The sequence below is a fragment of the Embleya sp. NPDC055664 genome (assembly GCF_053618075.1).
Genome location: NZ_JBSHGZ010000020.1, coordinates 1 through 15,590 on the forward strand (window position 1 = coordinate 1; position 15,590 = coordinate 15,590).

The 15,590-nt window shown below is 73.5% G+C and carries 14 protein-coding genes; 7 read left to right on the top strand and 7 right to left on the bottom strand.

The window, feature by feature from the left end:
* Positions 1–69: 69 nt before the first annotated feature.
* On the bottom strand, positions 70–555 hold the full coding sequence (locus ACWGR4_RS27875; RefSeq protein ID WP_380011982.1) for a hypothetical protein: 486 nt from the start codon (positions 553–555) through the stop codon (positions 70–72).
* A 277-nt stretch (positions 556–832) separates the two neighbouring features.
* Here ACWGR4_RS27875 and ACWGR4_RS27880 point away from each other — a divergent pair, with 277 nt between their 5' ends.
* On the top strand, positions 833–1,921 hold the full coding sequence (locus ACWGR4_RS27880; protein ID WP_452132404.1) for a M4 family metallopeptidase: 1,089 nt from the start codon (positions 833–835) through the stop codon (positions 1,919–1,921).
* A gap of 40 nt (positions 1,922–1,961) precedes the next feature.
* Here ACWGR4_RS27880 and ACWGR4_RS27885 read toward each other — a convergent pair whose 3' ends face one another.
* The 3 genes from ACWGR4_RS27885 to ACWGR4_RS27895 all read right to left on the bottom strand — a co-directional run bounded on the left by ACWGR4_RS27885 (position 1,962) and on the right by ACWGR4_RS27895 (position 4,999).
* The gene (locus ACWGR4_RS27885) at positions 1,962–2,564 is read right to left on the bottom strand and encodes a hypothetical protein (RefSeq protein WP_452132403.1); all 603 of its coding nucleotides are present in this window, start codon (positions 2,562–2,564) and stop codon (positions 1,962–1,964) included.
* Between the two features lie 233 nt (positions 2,565–2,797).
* On the bottom strand, positions 2,798–3,121 hold the full coding sequence (locus ACWGR4_RS27890) for a hypothetical protein (protein WP_452132402.1): 324 nt from the start codon (positions 3,119–3,121) through the stop codon (positions 2,798–2,800).
* Between the two features lie 165 nt (positions 3,122–3,286).
* The gene (locus tag ACWGR4_RS27895) at positions 3,287–4,999 is read right to left on the bottom strand and encodes an ATP-binding SpoIIE family protein phosphatase (RefSeq protein ID WP_380012453.1); all 1,713 of its coding nucleotides are present in this window, start codon (positions 4,997–4,999) and stop codon (positions 3,287–3,289) included.
* Positions 5,000–5,327: 328 nt separating this feature from the next.
* Between ACWGR4_RS27895 and ACWGR4_RS27900 the strand changes: the two genes are divergently transcribed.
* Complete coding sequence (locus ACWGR4_RS27900) at positions 5,328–6,146, top strand: class I SAM-dependent methyltransferase (RefSeq protein ID WP_380011994.1); 819 nt, start codon at positions 5,328–5,330, stop codon at positions 6,144–6,146.
* Positions 6,147–6,222: 76 nt separating this feature from the next.
* Here ACWGR4_RS27900 and ACWGR4_RS27905 read toward each other — a convergent pair whose 3' ends face one another.
* Both ACWGR4_RS27905 and ACWGR4_RS27910 read right to left on the bottom strand, forming a co-directional pair.
* Entirely contained in the window at positions 6,223–6,918 is a 696-nt protein-coding gene (locus ACWGR4_RS27905; protein ID WP_380011997.1) for a response regulator, read from the bottom strand.
* Entirely contained in the window at positions 6,903–8,198 is a 1,296-nt protein-coding gene (locus tag ACWGR4_RS27910; RefSeq protein ID WP_452132401.1) for a sensor histidine kinase, read from the bottom strand. Before ACWGR4_RS27910 ends, ACWGR4_RS27905 begins: the two co-directional genes overlap by 16 nt.
* A gap of 222 nt (positions 8,199–8,420) precedes the next feature.
* Here ACWGR4_RS27910 and ACWGR4_RS27915 point away from each other — a divergent pair, with 222 nt between their 5' ends.
* The 5 genes from ACWGR4_RS27915 (at position 8,421) to ACWGR4_RS27935 (ending at position 14,479) form a co-directional block, all read left to right on the top strand.
* A complete protein-coding gene (locus tag ACWGR4_RS27915) occupies positions 8,421–9,113 on the top strand; it encodes an ABC transporter ATP-binding protein (protein WP_380012003.1) in 693 nt (230 codons plus the stop codon).
* Positions 9,110–11,560 carry an FtsX-like permease family protein gene (locus ACWGR4_RS27920; protein ID WP_452132400.1) on the top strand — a complete coding sequence of 817 codons (2,451 nt, stop codon included), beginning with the start codon at positions 9,110–9,112 and terminating at the stop codon, positions 11,558–11,560. The genes ACWGR4_RS27915 and ACWGR4_RS27920 overlap by 4 nt, the downstream gene beginning before the upstream one ends.
* Before the next feature lie 142 nt (positions 11,561–11,702).
* Entirely contained in the window at positions 11,703–12,644 is a 942-nt protein-coding gene (locus ACWGR4_RS27925; protein ID WP_452132399.1) for a hypothetical protein, read from the top strand.
* A 120-nt stretch (positions 12,645–12,764) separates the two neighbouring features.
* Positions 12,765–13,160 (top strand): hypothetical protein, encoded by a 396-nt coding sequence (locus ACWGR4_RS27930; RefSeq protein ID WP_452132398.1) that lies wholly within the window; start codon positions 12,765–12,767, stop codon positions 13,158–13,160.
* A gap of 506 nt (positions 13,161–13,666) precedes the next feature.
* Positions 13,667–14,479, top strand: a complete 813-nt coding sequence (locus ACWGR4_RS27935; RefSeq protein WP_380012015.1) for a tryptophan 2,3-dioxygenase — start codon at positions 13,667–13,669, stop codon at positions 14,477–14,479.
* A 12-nt stretch (positions 14,480–14,491) separates the two neighbouring features.
* On the opposite strand, the gene ACWGR4_RS27940 is transcribed toward ACWGR4_RS27935, so the two are convergent.
* Positions 14,492–15,559 carry a KR domain-containing protein gene (locus tag ACWGR4_RS27940; protein ID WP_452132397.1) on the bottom strand — a complete coding sequence of 356 codons (1,068 nt, stop codon included), beginning with the start codon at positions 15,557–15,559 and terminating at the stop codon, positions 14,492–14,494.
* Positions 15,560–15,590 lie beyond the last annotated feature (31 nt).

Here is a 15,590-nt window from a genome sequence, read left to right on the forward strand (position 1 = left end):
GAAAACACGAATCCGGGGCCGGCACCCGCCTTTTCCGGTGATTGCGGCGCTACTCGGCCGGCCCGGGCGCTACTCGTCCGCTTCGATCCGCCCGGCCCACGTGCGCCGCAGGTCCGCGAGCGCGGCCTGCTCGGCGGGCGGGGCGCCGACGGCGCACAGGGTCCGTGCGTGCGCGTCGGCCAGGGCCAGATGCGCGGCGGTCGTGCGCCCGTTGGCCGCGGCGTCCTCCCGGGCCTGACGCAGCGCGGACGTGCCCAGGTCCAGCGCGACGGCGACGTCGTACTCCCGCGCGGCCTCCAGGATCGTCGCCCATCTCGCGAACACCGCGGGGAAGCCCGGCGGGATCCGCCCGGCGAAGTGCACGGCCTGCGCCACGAGTTCCCGGCGCCCCCGCTCCACGGCCTCGTCCCGCGGCTGCCCGGCGAGCCGCTCCCGGACGTTCGCCAATTCGAGGAGCATCAGGTCGAGCAACCGTTCGTGCTGCTCACGCAGGAGGTACGCGGACCGCGGATAGGCCGCCGTCCCGCGTCTCCGGCCCCGCCCGAACACCGCCACACACCCCACGTTGCCCCCTGTGACCGGTCGGCGACAAGCCGAATCGGAAGGGAGGTCCGAATCGGTCCGCGGACCCCGGCGGCATGATCCGAAATATGGTCGAACCGTGCCGTATCGAACCGCAATGGTCGGATCCGAAGCGCATGACCGGTACCGCGCGGCCCGCCACTCGCCGGAATGTGCCGATGCCCGCCGCCGGCGTTGACCACGCCCCGGCGGGGTGTGAGCGTGTCGTTCGCCCGCGTGACGAACCCGCCTTCCATCCCGGGGAGTTCGGATGCATCGCAGCACGCTGACCTTCGGCTCGTGCCTGGCCCTGCTGATCGCCCTGCTGCTCGGCACCGCGCAGACCTCGAACGCGGCCGGCCCCCGACCCGCCGTCGCCGGCGCATTGTCGGCCGGGACGGGACACGGCGCGTGGAACGGGCCCGACCCGCTCGCCATCGACACCACGCGTATCGGCTCCGCGTACACGCTGCGCGACCCGATCCGGACCAACCTGGCCTGTACGAAGTACAACGGCGGCGGCACTTTCACCAAGCCGGTCGACGACTGGGGCAACGGCGATCCGACCAACCTGGAGACCGCCTGTGTCGACGCCCTGTGGGCGGCGCAGCGGCAATTCGACATGTTCCGCGCCTGGCTGGGCCGCAACGGGCAGAACGGCCAGGGCGGCGCGTGGCCGCTGCGCGTGGGCCTGAACGACGTGGGCCTGCGCTGGAACCCGACCGCCGGCGCCATCGACATCGGGCACACCCCGAGCGGCAAGTGGGTGACCGAAATGGACCTGGTCGGGCGCGAGTACGGCCACGCCGTCGACCAGACCGCCCCCGGTTGGCCGTTCCGGGAACCGGGATTGGCCGAGGGCTTCGCCGACATCATGGGCACCCTGACCGAGGCGTACGCCAACGAGCCGCTGCCGTACGACGAGCCGGACTACGTGATCGGCGAGAAGATCGACCTGACCGGCAACGGACCGCTGCGCTACATGTACAACCCGTCGCTGGTAGGGGACCCGAACTGCTACAGCTCTGCCATCCCGAACACGGAGGAGCACGCGGCGGCCGGACCGCTCAACCACTGGTTCTATCTGCTCGCCGAGGGCAGCAACCCCGGCGGCGGCAAGCCGAAGAGCCCGACGTGCGACAACTCGACGGTCACCGGGGTCGGTATCCGGACGGCCGGCCAAATCGTCTACCAGGCCCTGCTCGGGCGTACGTCCAACACGAAGTACGCGCAGGAGCGCCGGCTCACCCTGAACGCGGCCTTGCGGTTGGACCCCACGTGCGCCCTCTTCGGCGCAACGCGGGCCGCGTGGAACGCGGTCGGCGTGCGCCCCACGACCGGCGAACCGGCATGTCCCTGAGCTGGGGCGGTCGCCGGCGCTCGGGTCGGAGCGGTCGGCCTCAGCCGGCGAGGTCCCAGACGGTGACCTCCATGCGTACCGGGGTCTCGCCGGCGGGTACGGAGGTCAGCTTGAAGTACGCGGTGCGGCCCTCGTCGGTCACGGCGCAGAAGCGGGAGCCCAGAGCCAGTTCGCCGCCCAGGTAGGAGCCGCGCTTGCGCACCGCCTCGGCGCAGTCGGCCGCCGTCGGGTCGGGGCTGCCGTCGGGGAGCGGGGCCAGGGTGGGGCTGGACCCCTCGGTGACCAGGTCGGGCTTGCCGAAGAGGAAACCGAAGACGAGGTCGGCGGCCTTGCCCGACGGGGTGACCAGCGGCGGGCTGGTGTCCAGGTCCACATAGCGGGACGAGGCGGTGGCGGTGACCGTGCCGGGGCCGAACAGCACCTTGGCCGGCCGGCTGGTCGGGCCGGGGGTGCCGGCCGGCGACTGCCCGGTCTGCCCACTCGGCGACGCCGCCGATCCGGATGTCCCGTTGCCCGGCGGCGTGTTCTGCCGCTCCGGCGCGGGGGCGGTGTTCGCGGACGGCGCCTTGGAGTCCCCGTCGGAGCCGGATCGGCTGACGGCGACGGTGACGACGATGCCGATCAACGGGATGGCGATGCCCACGACCCACCACGCCCACCTGGGCTGGGTCGGGTGCGGCGGCGGAGCGGGAGGGTAGGGCGGTGGGTATCCCGGATCCTGGTGCAAGTCGCCTCCGTGGAACGGTGTGGCCGTCGGGCGGGCGGTACTCTATCCAAGAGCCACCGCGCGCTCCAAGGATTTCAGCATGCCCCGGGACACCGACGGTATCCGGGTGCCGCCGGTGTCCCGGCGCGGATTCGGGTCGTCCTGGCGAACTATCGGTCGACCAGGGCGACATCGGCCTCCACGCAGGCCAACGCGTCGCGCAGCTCCGGCGACACGGTGCGGCAGTGCGAGCGCAGGCCGAGGAGGAAGGCGTGTCGGCACGCCGAGCCGATCGCCGCCGCACCCGCCGCGTCGAAGACCTCGGTGCCCGACAGATCGAACGCCAGCTCGACCACGTGGTCGGGCAGGGCGTTGATCTGCGACACGAGGTCCTTGCGCAGATGGTGGGCGACGGAAACATCGAGCACCCTGGGCGCGGTCACCCGCGCGTAGCCCTGGCGCACGTGACAGACGCAGTCCCGATCGTCGGTCATTCGGTTTTCCCCGATCACACGTCGACGGCCAACGCTCCCGCAGCGCGCCGGCCCTGTTCGTACGATCCCGCATGCCGGCGTTCCGCGTATGCACCGAAACGCAACCGAGACATGCGCGCCGCCGCCGGATCGGCGGCGGCGGTCCCGATCAGGGCCGACGGGCCGCTACGGGATGTCCTGTTCGGCCCAGACGATCTTGCCGGTGGGGGTGCGGCAGGAACCCCAGCCCCGGCACAACATGTTGATCAGTTGCAGGCCGCGCCCGCCCTCGTCGCTGAGCGACGAGTGCTGGATCTGCGGCAGGTCCGGGCCGGTGTCGGAGACCTCCACCACCAGGCGATCGTGCCGGAGCAGCCGCAGCCGGCCCGGGGCGTGGCCGTAGCGCAGCGCGTTGCCGACGAGTTCGCTGACCACGAGTTCGGTGACGTCGGAGAGGTCGCCGAGTTGCCACTCGTCGAGTCGGCCGCGCACCAACCGGCGGGCCAGGCCCGCCGCCGACCCGTCCGGGGGCAGGTCCCAGACGAACAAGTCGCCGCCCAGGAGCGGCGGTTGGGTCGCCGCGACCATCATCACGGCCTCGTCGAAGCGGGCTCCCGCGCCGGGCGTGGGATCGCCGAGCGCGCCGGCGTCCAACTCGTCGGGACCGAGCCGGGCGGCCCGGTTGCGCAGCCGGGCCAGCTGTACGTCGATGTCCTCGGTTCGCGACTTGACCAGCCCGTCGGTGTAGAGCACGAGTCGGCTGCCCGGCGGAACGGTCAGGCGCAGCGGGTCGTACGGGATGACGCCGGCGCCGATGGGCGCGCCGATCGGCACGTCCACGAACGACGCCTTGCCGTCGGCATCGACCAGCAGCGGCGGCGGATGCCCGGCGCTGACCAGGGTGTACGCGCCCTCGGCCGGGTCGTAGACGGCGCACAGACACGTCGCGACCTGGTCGTCCTCCAGGTCGCGGGCGGCGAGGTCGAGGCGGGCGAGCATCCGTTCCGGGGTCAGGTCCAGCGCCATCAACGTGCGGGCGACCGCGCGCAGTACGCCGGTGGTGGCCGCCGCCGCCATGCCGTGGCTCATCACGTCGCCCACCACCAGGGCGGTCCGGCCGCCCGGCAGCGGGGCCACGTCGTACCAGTCGCCGCCGACGCCGAGCGGGTCGGCGGTCGGGATGTAGCGGGAGTTCACCCCGAGGCCCGGGGTGCGGGGGGTGACTCGGGGGAGCAGGTTGCGCTGGAGCCTGGCCACGTGTTCGCGTTCGCGGTCGTACAGCCGGGCGTTGTCCATGTCGATGGCGGCCTTGGAGGCGAGCTGCATCGCCAGCGCGAGGTCCGCCTGGGAGAAGCCGGGCCGATCGCCCGCGCGGATGAAGTCGGCCGAACCCAACTGCACGCCGCGTGCGATCAGCGGCACCATCATGTAGCTGTGCACGCCCGCCTGCCGGAGCTTGGCCGCGGCGCTGGGGGTGGGCGCGATCTCGTCGAAGTCCTCCGGCCCGAAGGCGCTGATCAGTAACGGCCGACCGTCGGCCAGTGCCCGGGTGAAGCGTGAGTCCCGCTCGGGGGGAGAGGTGGAGAGTTCGCCGATCTCGTCCGGCTCCAGGTCGGCGAGTCGGTCGATGTGCGCCACCGACATCGCCCGCCGGGCCGGTCTGCCGAGGCCGCTGGGGCGTCGACCCTCGTCGCCCTGGAGTACGGACTCCAGCAGATCGACGGCGGCGGCGTCGGCCAAACGGGGGACGGTGAAGTCGGCCAGTTCCTGTGCGGTGGTCTTCAGGTCGAGCGTGGTGCCGATCCGTAGGCCCGCCTCGTTGAGCCAACTGAGCTGATCGCGGGTGGCGCGGGTGCGGGAGGCGAGGCTCCGTGCCTTCGCCGCTCCGCGTCGCCGCACGTGCTTCCGGCCGTGACCGCCATCCACTCTCCCGCTCACCCGCACCTCTTTCCCTCGGCACCGGACCGTCGCACGCGACTCGGCCGCCCGTCGTGTCCCGACACCCACTCTTCGAGCGGGCCGGCGGGCCGACATGTGGGATGCGACTGTACCGGCGCGGGGTTGCGATTGCATCGAATCGATCGAGGTCGACAGAACCGAGCGAGACGGCGCGATCTGCCCTTGTCCTACCCGCCCGAACCGCTCCCGATGCGAGGCGTGTGGGGGCCGGCGGCGGGCGGGTGTATATCGGTTGAGGGGGTGGGAGGGGGCCGGCTAGTTTGACCGGATGAGTGAAGATTCGGTGGTCGAGGACTGGCGGGCGGTCAATCGGGCCAGCTGGGATGAGCGGGTCCCGATCCATACGGCCAGTCGGTTCTACGACGTGGAGGGGTTCGTCGCGGGCAAGGACCCGCTGCGGGACTTCGAGACGGCCGAGGTCGGGGACGTGGCCGGCAAGAGCCTGCTCCACCTGCAATGCCACTTCGGGCTCGACACGCTGTCGTGGGCCCGGCGCGGGGCGACCGTCACCGGGCTCGACTTCTCCGCGCCGGCGGTGGCCGCGGCCGGCGAGATCGCCGCGCGGATCGGCGCCGACACGGCCCGGTTCGTCACCTCCGACGTCTACGACGCGCCGACCGCGCTCGGCGGACGCACCTTCGACATCGTCTACACCGGGCTCGGCGCGCTGTGCTGGCTGCCGGATCTGGAGCGCTGGGCCCGCACTGCGGCGGCGCTGGTCGCCCCGGGCGGCTTTCTCTACCTGGCCGAGTTCCACCCGTTCGCCGATGTGCTGGCCGAGGACGGCCGCACGGTCGAATTGGACTACTTCCGGCGCGACGGCACCGTCTGGGAAGAGCCGGGCACCTACGCCGACATGAGCGCCGAGACCAGCGCCAACGTCACGGTCGAGTGGCAACACGGCATCGGCGAGGTGGTCAGCGCGCTGACCGCGACGGGCCTGCGCCTGGAATTCCTGCACGAACACGACCACACCCTGTTCGCCCGCTTCCCCGACCTCGAGGAACGATCCGGCATCTACCGCTACCCGGCGGACCGGCCGAGGGTCCCGCTGATGTACTCCCTGCGCGCCGGCAAACCGGCTTAGGGTCTGTCGGAACCGCCTTTCCCCACAGGCGATTTCCGGCCGGAAGCGGCTGCGATGGTCGCGCCGGCGGGGCGGGTCAAGGGCTCGATCCCGGGGAGATCAGGCCGGATTCGTAGGCCAGGACGACCGCCTGGACGCGGTCGCGAAGGTCCAGTTTATTGAGGATTCGGCCGATGTGGGTTTTGACCGTGGTCGGGCTCAGGGTGAGGCGGTCGGCCAGTTCGGCGTTGCTGAGGCCGGTGGCGAGCAGGCGCAGGACTTCGAGTTCGCGCGGAGTGAGGTCGGACAGGTCGCGATGCAGCCCGGCGGGGGGTTCGTCGCGGTGGGCGAAACGTTCGATCAGCCGGCGGGTGATGGTGGGGGCGAGCAGGGCGTCGCCGGAGCGCACCAGGCGCACCGCCGCGACCAGGTGTTCGGGGGTGACGTCCTTGAGCAGGAAGCCGCTCGCGCCGGCGGTGAGCGCGGCGTAGACGTAGTGGTCGAGGTCGTACGTGGTCAGGATGATCACCCGGGTGCCGTCGGAGCCGTCCGGGCGCTCGGCGAGGATGCGGCGGGTGGCCTCGATGCCGTCCATGCGCGGCATGCGGATGTCCATCAGCACCACGTCGGGGCGGGTACGTCGGACCGCGGCCACCGCGTCGGCGCCGTCGGCCACCTCGGCCGCGACCTCGATGCCGTCCGCGCTCAGGATCATCCCGAACCCGGTGCGCACCAGGGCCTGATCGTCGGCGATCACCGCGCGCAGCGGCGCCCCGCTCACGCCGTTCGCCACGGGATGTGCGCCCGGATCCGGTAGCCGCCGGTCAGCGTCGGCCCGGCGGTCAACTCGCCGGCGTAGACCGCCAGCCGTTCGCGCAGCCCGAGCAGACCCCGCCCGCTGCCGCCGCCGACCGGTGTCGGCCCGGCGGGCGCGACGCCGGTGTCGGTGACCTCGATCTCCAGCCGCTCACCGGTGTAGCCGATCGTCACGTGCGCGTCGGCGCCGGGCGCGTGCTTGATCGTGTTGGTCAGTGCCTCCTGGACCACGCGGTAGGCGGTCAGGTCGACCCCCGCCGGCAGCGGCTGGGGCGGCAGCGACACGGCCAGGCGTACGGGTGTCCCGGCCGCGCGGACCCGTTCGATCAGCGCGTCGAGCCGGTCCAGGCCGGGCTGTGGTTCGAGTTCGTCGGGGCGTTCGGTGTCGGGGGCGGCGAGCAGCCCCATCACGTGGCGCAGTTCGGCCATCGCGGCGCGCCCGCCGGCCTCGACCGCCAACAGCGCCGCCTTCGATCGTTCCGGCGCCGCGTCCATCACCGTGCGGGCCGCCCCCGCCTGGATCACCATCACGCTCACATTGTGGGTCACCACGTCGTGCAACTCGGCGGCGATCCGGGATCGTTCCTCCTCGACCGCCCGGCGGGTGGCCTCGGCCTGGGCACGTTCGAGGTCGGCGTATCGTTGCCGACCGGCCGCCAGTTGCCGCTGCCAGAACAACACCAGACCGGCCAGGCCGCCCGCGATCAGGATCACCACCCCCGGGCTGGACCAGCCGGGCAACATCGGCGGGGTGTCCCGGAAGGCGGCGCCGGCCAGCACGGCGGCCAGGCCCAGGCCGACCACCGCGCGACCCCGGTAGCGGCTGTGCACCACCGCGCTGTAGGCGCCCAGCACGCAGGTGGTCACGTTGATCCAGGACGCGTGGTCCTCGCCGATGCCCACCGTCGCGCCGAGGATCACGCCGAAGGCGACCAGCGGATACCGGCGGCGAACCGCCAGCGGCAACGCGGACAACACGACCAACGGCCAGGCCCCCGAGTCGAGTCCGTCCTCCTTCGGCGGCGGGAGCCAGAGCTCGGGCGGCCTCGGTGGCATCGGCTGGTCGCCCATCGGACCGACCGGCCCCGGCCCGGCGTCCGGATAGCGCACCGCGACCACCAGCGCGACGAAGGTCAGTACCACCGCGAGCAGCACATCCGCGTACCGCGCCCGCCGCGACAGCGGCGCCGGCTCGGCGTCCGGGCGCAGCACGACCCCCAGTTGCCCGCGCCATCGGCGCCAATCGTCCCTGAACACCGGCCCATTGTGCGACCCGCCCGCCGGCCGCCGCATCCCCCCGCACGACCGGTGCCCCGGGCCGAGCGGCGTACGTCGCAGGGATGACCCCGCCCGCGGGTCCTTCCCGGGAAGGGCCGGATGTCGGCGCGGCGGCCGACGCGCCGCGAGCACCCGCGCGCCTAGCGTCGCCGAGGCCGGCAGACACGCAACCCCTCACAACGCCAAGGATGGACGAATCCCATGACCCCTGTGATCGAACTCGCGGGCGTGGCCAAGCGCTACGACAGCGGCGGAGCGCCCGCGCTCGGCCCGCTCGACCTCGGCGTGGCCCGCGGCGAGGCGCTTGCGGTGACCGGCCCCTCCGGCAGCGGCAAGTCCACGCTGCTCAACCTGATCGCCGGCCTCGACCGACCGAGCGAGGGCACGGTCACCGTGGCCGGGCAGCGCATCGACGGGCTGAGCGAGCACGCGCTGGCCCGCTTCCGCCGTGAGCACATCGGCATGGTCTTCCAGTTCTTCAACCTGCTCGACGACCTCACCGTCGCCGACAACATCCAGCTCCCCGCGCAGTTGACCGGAACCGGCCGACGCAAGGCGGCGGAGCGGGCCGGAGAGTTGATGGAGGTGCTGGGCATCGGGAAACACGCCCGCGCCTACCCGGGTCGGCTCTCCGGCGGAGAGCGGCAGCGGGTCGCGGTGGCCCGGGCGCTGATCAACCGCCCCGCACTGCTCCTGGCCGACGAGCCGACCGGCGCGCTGGACAGCGCCTCCGGCGCGGACGTCCGGGAATTGCTCACCGAGTTGCACCGCGACGGGCAGACCATCGTGCTCGTCACCCACGATCCGGCGCTGGCGCGGGCCTGCGCGAGCCGGTCGATCCACCTCGTCGACGGGCACCTGGCGCTCGACCCGCGCGCGGAGGCGGTCCGATGATCGGGCTCGGCGGCGCGCTCGGCCGGGTGGTCCGCTCCGGGGTGTCCAGGCGTCGGGTACAGACCGTGGTGATCGCGTTGGCCACGATGATGGCCGTGGCCTCGGCGGTGGTCGCCGGATCGCTCGTGGTCGCCGCGAACGCGCCCTTCGACCACGCCTTCGCCCACCAGCACGGGGCGCACCTGAGCGCCCAGTTCGACCCGGACAAGGTCGGCGCGGCGGACCTGGCGGCCACCGGGCACCTGGCCGGCGTCACCGCGAGCGCGGGACCGTACCCGACCGCGACCATGCACCCCACCGACGGTCGCGGCGGACACTTCCCGGCGCTCACCGTGGCCGGTCGCGCCGGCCCGCACGCGGCCGTGGACGACCTCGACCTCACCTCGGGCCGCTGGGCGGAGAAACCGGGCGAGATCGTGCTGTCCACCGAGTTCGCCGGCCCCGAGATGCCGCCCGGCTTCACGCTGGCCGGCTCCGACGTCCCCGGCGCGCCAGTGCTGACCGTGGTGGGCATCGCCCGATCGGTGAGTCGTACCGCCGGCGCCTGGGTCGTTCCGGACCAGGTCGGCGCGCTCGCATCCACGAACGAGCCGGCGGGGCTGCAGATGCTCTACCGCTTCGCCGCCGCCGGGACGGACGGCAAGGTCGCCGACCGCCGGGCCGAGATCGTGTCGGCCGTACCGGCGGGGGCGTTCCTCGGCGCCCGGTCCCACCTGGACACCAAGCGCGCCGCCGACCGCAACGCCGCGCCGACCATCCCGTTCCTGACCGCCTTCGGCGTGCTCGGCATCGCCATGTCGGTGATCATCGTCGGGAGTGTGGTCAGCGGCGCGGTCGGCACCGGGCTGCGCCGGATCGGCATCCTCAAGGCGATCGGCTTCACCCCGCGCGAGGTGGTGCGGGCCTATGTGGCCCAGGCGTTGGTGCCGGCCGCCGTCGGCATCGGGCTCGGCGTGGTGCTCGGGAACCTGATGGCGCTGCCGCTTCTGGCGGACACCGAACAGGTCTACGGCGACGCCTCGTTGTCGGTGGCCTGGTGGGTGGACGTGCTGGTCGCGGTCGGCGCGCTCGTCGTGGTCGGGGTCGCCGCGCTGGTGCCGGCGCTGCGGGCGGGTCGACTGCGTACGGTCGAGGCCATCGCGGTCGGTCGGGCGCCACGCACGGGGCGGGGGCGGTGGGCGTACCGGGCGACGGGGCGGCTGCCGCTGCCCCGGGCGGTGACGTACGGTCTCGCGAGCCCGTTCGCGCATCCCGTGCGGACCCTCGCGATGGTGCTCGCGGTGGTGTTCGGCACCGTCGCGGCGACATTCGCCGTGGGTCTGACCGCGTCGCTGAACGCGGTCGGGGACGCGCACGACCCGGAGAGCCGGGCGGCGGTCACGGTGCTCGTCGGCGCTGCGGGCGGACCGGCGATGAGCGCGGGCCCGGCGGGTGGAAACGCCCCCGCCGGCGGCGCGGGACCGGGCGGCGGCAACGCTCCGGCCCCGGGCGGGAGCGCCGGCAACGCCCCCGCCGGAGGCGGTCCTTCCACCCCCGCCGACGCGGCCCGGATCCGGGCCGCCGTGGCGGCGGCGCCCGGCACCGCCACGAGCTACGGCGTGGGACACGCCGACGTCACCGTGACCGGCATCCCCGGCTCGGTCCGGGCCGCGCTGTACCAGGGCGACTCGCGGCCCGGCGGCTACCCGATGATCGCCGGGCACTGGCTCGACGGCCCGGGGCAGGTCGTGGTGCCCACCCGGTTCCTGGCCCGCACCGGCACCCGGATCGGCGACACGATCCGGGTCACCCACGAGGGCGACGTCCAGGCCCTGCGGATCGTCGGCGAGGCCTTCGACACCTCGGACGACGGCACCCGGATCCACGCCGACATGGCCTCCTTCGCCTCGGCGCGCCCCGACGTATACCTCGTCGGCCTGAAGCCCGGTGTGGACCGCGACCGCTACGCCGGCGATCTCGCCCGCGTGGTGGAGCCGTTGGGCGGCGCGGTGCTCGGCGACGCGTCCTCGGGCGGGGACGGCCTGATCCTGGTCCTGGACGCGATGGCCGCGCTGCTCACCCTGATGCTGGTCGCCGTGGCGGGGCTGGGTGTGCTCAACTCGGTCGTGCTCGACACCCGGGAGCGGGTGCACGACCTCGGCGTGTGCAAGGCGCTCGGGATGACCCCCCGACAGACGGTGGGCCTCGTGCTTGCCTCGGTGGTCGGAATCGGGGTGGCCGGCGGCCTGATCGGTGTCCCGGTCGGCTACGCGCTGCACGGCTACGTGGTGCCCAGGATGGGCCACGCCGCCGGCACGAACCTGCCGCCGAGCGTGCTCGACGTGTACGACCTCCCCGAGTTGGCCCTCCTGGGCCTGGCGGGCGTCGCCATCGCGGCCCTCGGCGCGCTCCTTCCGGCGACCTGGGCGGCCCGAACCCGCACGGCCACGGCGCTGCGCACCGAGTAGGGCGGCGACACGTATCGGCGCGGCGGACCGCCCGCCCGATCCGCCCTGCCCCGGTGCCGAGTTCGGGGCCGGGCGGGCCGGTCTCGCGGGCGGGCGGGTCGGTAGGCTGCGTGTGGGGGGTTTGCGAACTTGGGGGCGGGTCATGACGGGGCGGAACGAGCCGGACTGGGATGCGTTTCTCGCGCGCGAGGTCGCGCGGGCGAACGACGCGGCCGGCCGAGCGGGTGGGGACTTTCCCGGCGCGGGAGCGAGCGCGGGTGCGGGCGGAGGCGGTGACCGCGGCGGGACCGGCGCGCGCCGGGGCGGGACACGATCCGGTGCGCGACCGCCCGGGCACGTGTCCCCCGGATGGCTCGCCGCGTCGGTCGTGGGCTCGGTGATCCTGTCGGTGGGCGTGTACGGCCTGGTCCGCCCGGCCGACAGCGGGCCCAACACGGCGGACGTGTCGGTGGTCTCCACCGCGCGGCCGACCCTGGTGATCCGACCGGTCACCCCGACTGCGGGTATCCCCGCGAGTCCTCCCGCGGGGGGCGGCGCGAGCACGCCGCTCCAGGTGGGCCGGGCCGAGGCCGCGCCGCCGGTGCCCGAGACGAGGGCGTTCCCCGAGGCGCGGGTACGCCTGCCGTCCGGGGCCGAGTTCCAGCGGGTCGACGTGCATGTGCCCCGGACCTGCGCCGAGATGTTCGCGCCCGACTTGGCCGCCACGGTCGCCCGGGGCGCGGGCTGTACGCGCCTGGCCGCCGCGCTGTACACCGACGCCGACCGGCGGATGCGGATCAGTGTCGCGGTGGTCACCATGAACCGCGCCGAGGACGCCGCCGCCCTGTTCGCCCTGACGGGCACGGATCCGATCCGCTACCAGGTCGTCGCGCTCGACCCGCCGGCCGGATCGACCCTGAAGCCGGTACCGCCGGGCGGTACCGGCGACTTCGGTCGCCTCATGGCGGTACGTTCCCTGGTCGTGTCGTCGGCCGAGTGGAGCGACGGTCGGACCGACGGCGCCAAGGAACTCAGGAGCGCGGCGGGCGAGTTGCTCAAGTACGTGCAGACCCGCGTGGCCGACTACGAGGAGCACGTGGGCTGATCGCGGAGGGGCGACCGGGAGCGAATCCGGTCAGCTTTCGCATACCCCCGTCGGCACGGCGGGATGCCCCGGCCGACCCCCGGGTGCCGGTCGTCCCATCCGTCTGGAACCATGCCCCGCGTGACCCCGGAGAGCCCACCGCCCCCGCCCGACCACCTCCCGGAATCCTTCTGGGAGCGCGTCGAGGACGTGTGCCGGGACCCCGAGCACGTCGACGCCGCCCTGCGCGCCGTGGACCCGGCCGACCTCGTCCGCTTCCACCGCGAATTCCTGGACGCCGTGGTCGAGTTGCTCGACGACCCGTTCACCCCGTACCTGCCGGACTCGGAGGACGGCGCCGAGGACGTCGCGCACTGGGTGGTGAGCCGGGGCCGGGCGTACTACCACTCCCTGTGGGCGAATCCCGAGACCTTCCCGGCCTGGCAACCCGAACTGCCCGGGGTGCATGTCGGGCAGATCGCGAGCGTCTACCACGACCTCACCGGCGAGTCGCTCGACTGGGATTGGGAGGACTGAGTCCCCCCGCCCGTCCTACCTGCTCTATCCGCCCCTCCCGTCCCGTCCCGTCCCGTCCCGTCCCGTCCCGTCCCGGCCCGGCCATCGTGGCCGGATCTCACCGCAGGCTCCCTCGGGTGTCCGCGAAATGCCACCGAGTCCGTACCGGAACGCCTGGTTTCGGGGCCTTGGCGCCCCGGTTCCCGGCGAACGTCCAGGCGCTGCCGCACACCCACGAGCGGGTGGTCCGGCTGCTGCGGTGAGGCCGTGACACCGCGAGTACGGCGGGTGCGGGGACGGCGCTCGGGCAGCCCCCGCACCCCGGCCTCGCGGCCCGCCTCGCACCCCCATCAGGCCGGGTTTACGAACATAAGCACGACCCCGCACAACGTGTTGTGATCATGACATCCGACCCGCGCGTTTCCGTGTGTCGGCCATTCCTGAAAGGCCGCGACCGGCACAAGATGGTGCCCGTCGTCTCCGAGGCCATCGGAACGGTTGACAGCCCGCGAGGAGAGGACGCGCCGATGAGCGACGCGCCGGACAGCACGGACACCGCAGACGCCGCGGACACCGCAGACATCACGTACGGCAGCTATCTGCGGCTGGACACCCTGCTGTCGTGCCAGCAGCCGGCCACCGACGCGCACGACGAGATGTTGTTCGTCGTCATCCACCAGGTCTACGAGCTGTGGTTCAAGCAGATCCTGCACGAGGTGGCACTGCTCCAGCGACACCTGGAGACCGGGAACAGCGCGGGCGCGCTGCATACGGCGCGTCGGGTGGCCAAGATCCTGAAGACCGTGGTCGGCCAGCTCGACATCCTGGAGACCATGACGCCCCGCCAGTTCGCGTCCTTCCGGGACGCGCTCGGCACCTCCAGCGGGTTCCAGTCGGCCCAGTTCCGCGAGCTCGAAGCGGTGCTCGGGCGCCGCGAGTTCGGCGGCTACGACCTGGACCTGGACGACCGGCTCAAGGCCGCCGCGCACCGCCCGTCCCTGTTCGACTCGCTGCTGCGCCACCTCGCCGCCCTCGGCTACGCGGTGCCCGCGCGGGTCCTGGACCGCGATCCGAGCCTGGCGTGGCGGGCCGACCCGGACGTGCAGGCGAGCCTGGAGGCGGTCTACCGCGACGAGACCGGACACGCCGCGCAGGTGTGCGAGGCGCTCGTCGACATCGACGAGGGCCTGCAGGAATGGCGCTACCGGCACATGAAGATGGTCGAGCGCACCATCGGCGCCAAGCTCGGCACGGGCGGCTCGTCCGGCGCGGCCTATCTGCGCTCCACCCTGTTCAACCCGGTCTTCCCGGACCTGTGGGAGGTCAGGTCGAAGGCCTGAGCCGGGCCGCGATCAGGCCCCGGCCAGGACTGCGTCCAGCCGTGCCGCGCGTGCCGGGATCTCGTCGACGGCGATCGGCTCGGCCAGGTCCGGCGCGATGGCCGCGACCGCGCGGTGTGCGGCGGCGGTGAGCCGGACCGTGCCGTCGGCGTCGATCCGGTCGATGCCGTCGCCGGCGGCGAGGCGCTCGTTGAAGGCGATCGCGTCGGCCTCGGCCAGGCCCGCCGGCAGGTCCAGGGACACGACGCCGTCGACGATCCGGACCGGGTAGCCGCCGGGCAGGCCCGCCGGCGCCGCGGTGGAGTGGCGCAGCGCGGCGGCGCCCGGCAACAGCGCCTCCAGGACCGGGAGCACGGCGGCGCCGGTGACCACGTTGTGCCGCAGGCCGGGCGCGATCGGCGGCGCCTGGTAGGCGAGGGCGTCGTCGCGCCGGCCGTCCTCGCCGAGATGCACCCGGCAGTTCAGGTCCGGGTCGGCGGGGCGCCGCGCGGCCATCACGCCGAGCACCTGCGCGTGGTGGGCGAGGACGCGGATCAGCGGCAGCGGCCGATCGGGGTTCGCGGCCCGCAGCGCGGCCCGCACCCGCAGGTGGACCATCGCGGCGTTGCCCAGGCCGACGGTGGGAGCCAGGCCGAGGCGGGCCAGCACCGGGCCGGTCACATCCGGGAAGGACAGGTTCGCCACCGGGCCGGTGTACCCGGCGGCGCGGGCGGCGCGCATGACGGACAGGATCAGCGGCAGCTGGTACGGCAGCCGCAGGCCGAGACCGGCGGCGACGATCGCCTCGGCGGCGGGATCGGTACGGCCGGCGAGCGCCCAGGGGCTGCGCAGCGACGCGCAGTGCACGATCAGATCGGGGCGGAGCTTGTCGATCAGCCCGGCGACCTCCTCCGACCGGGACGCGTCGAGCCGGACCGCCTCGACGAGGCAGTCGCGGGAACTGGCCACCGTCACCGCCGCCGCGTCGCCCGTGGTCGAGCGGCCGGCCAGCACCAGCCGCCGCCCGGGACCGCCCGCGGCCAAACCGTCGGCGACCCGCTCGCCCATGTCCCCCACGCCGATGATCAAAATCGTGGTCATCGGCCGATCGTAGGGGCCGGATCGGCCCGCC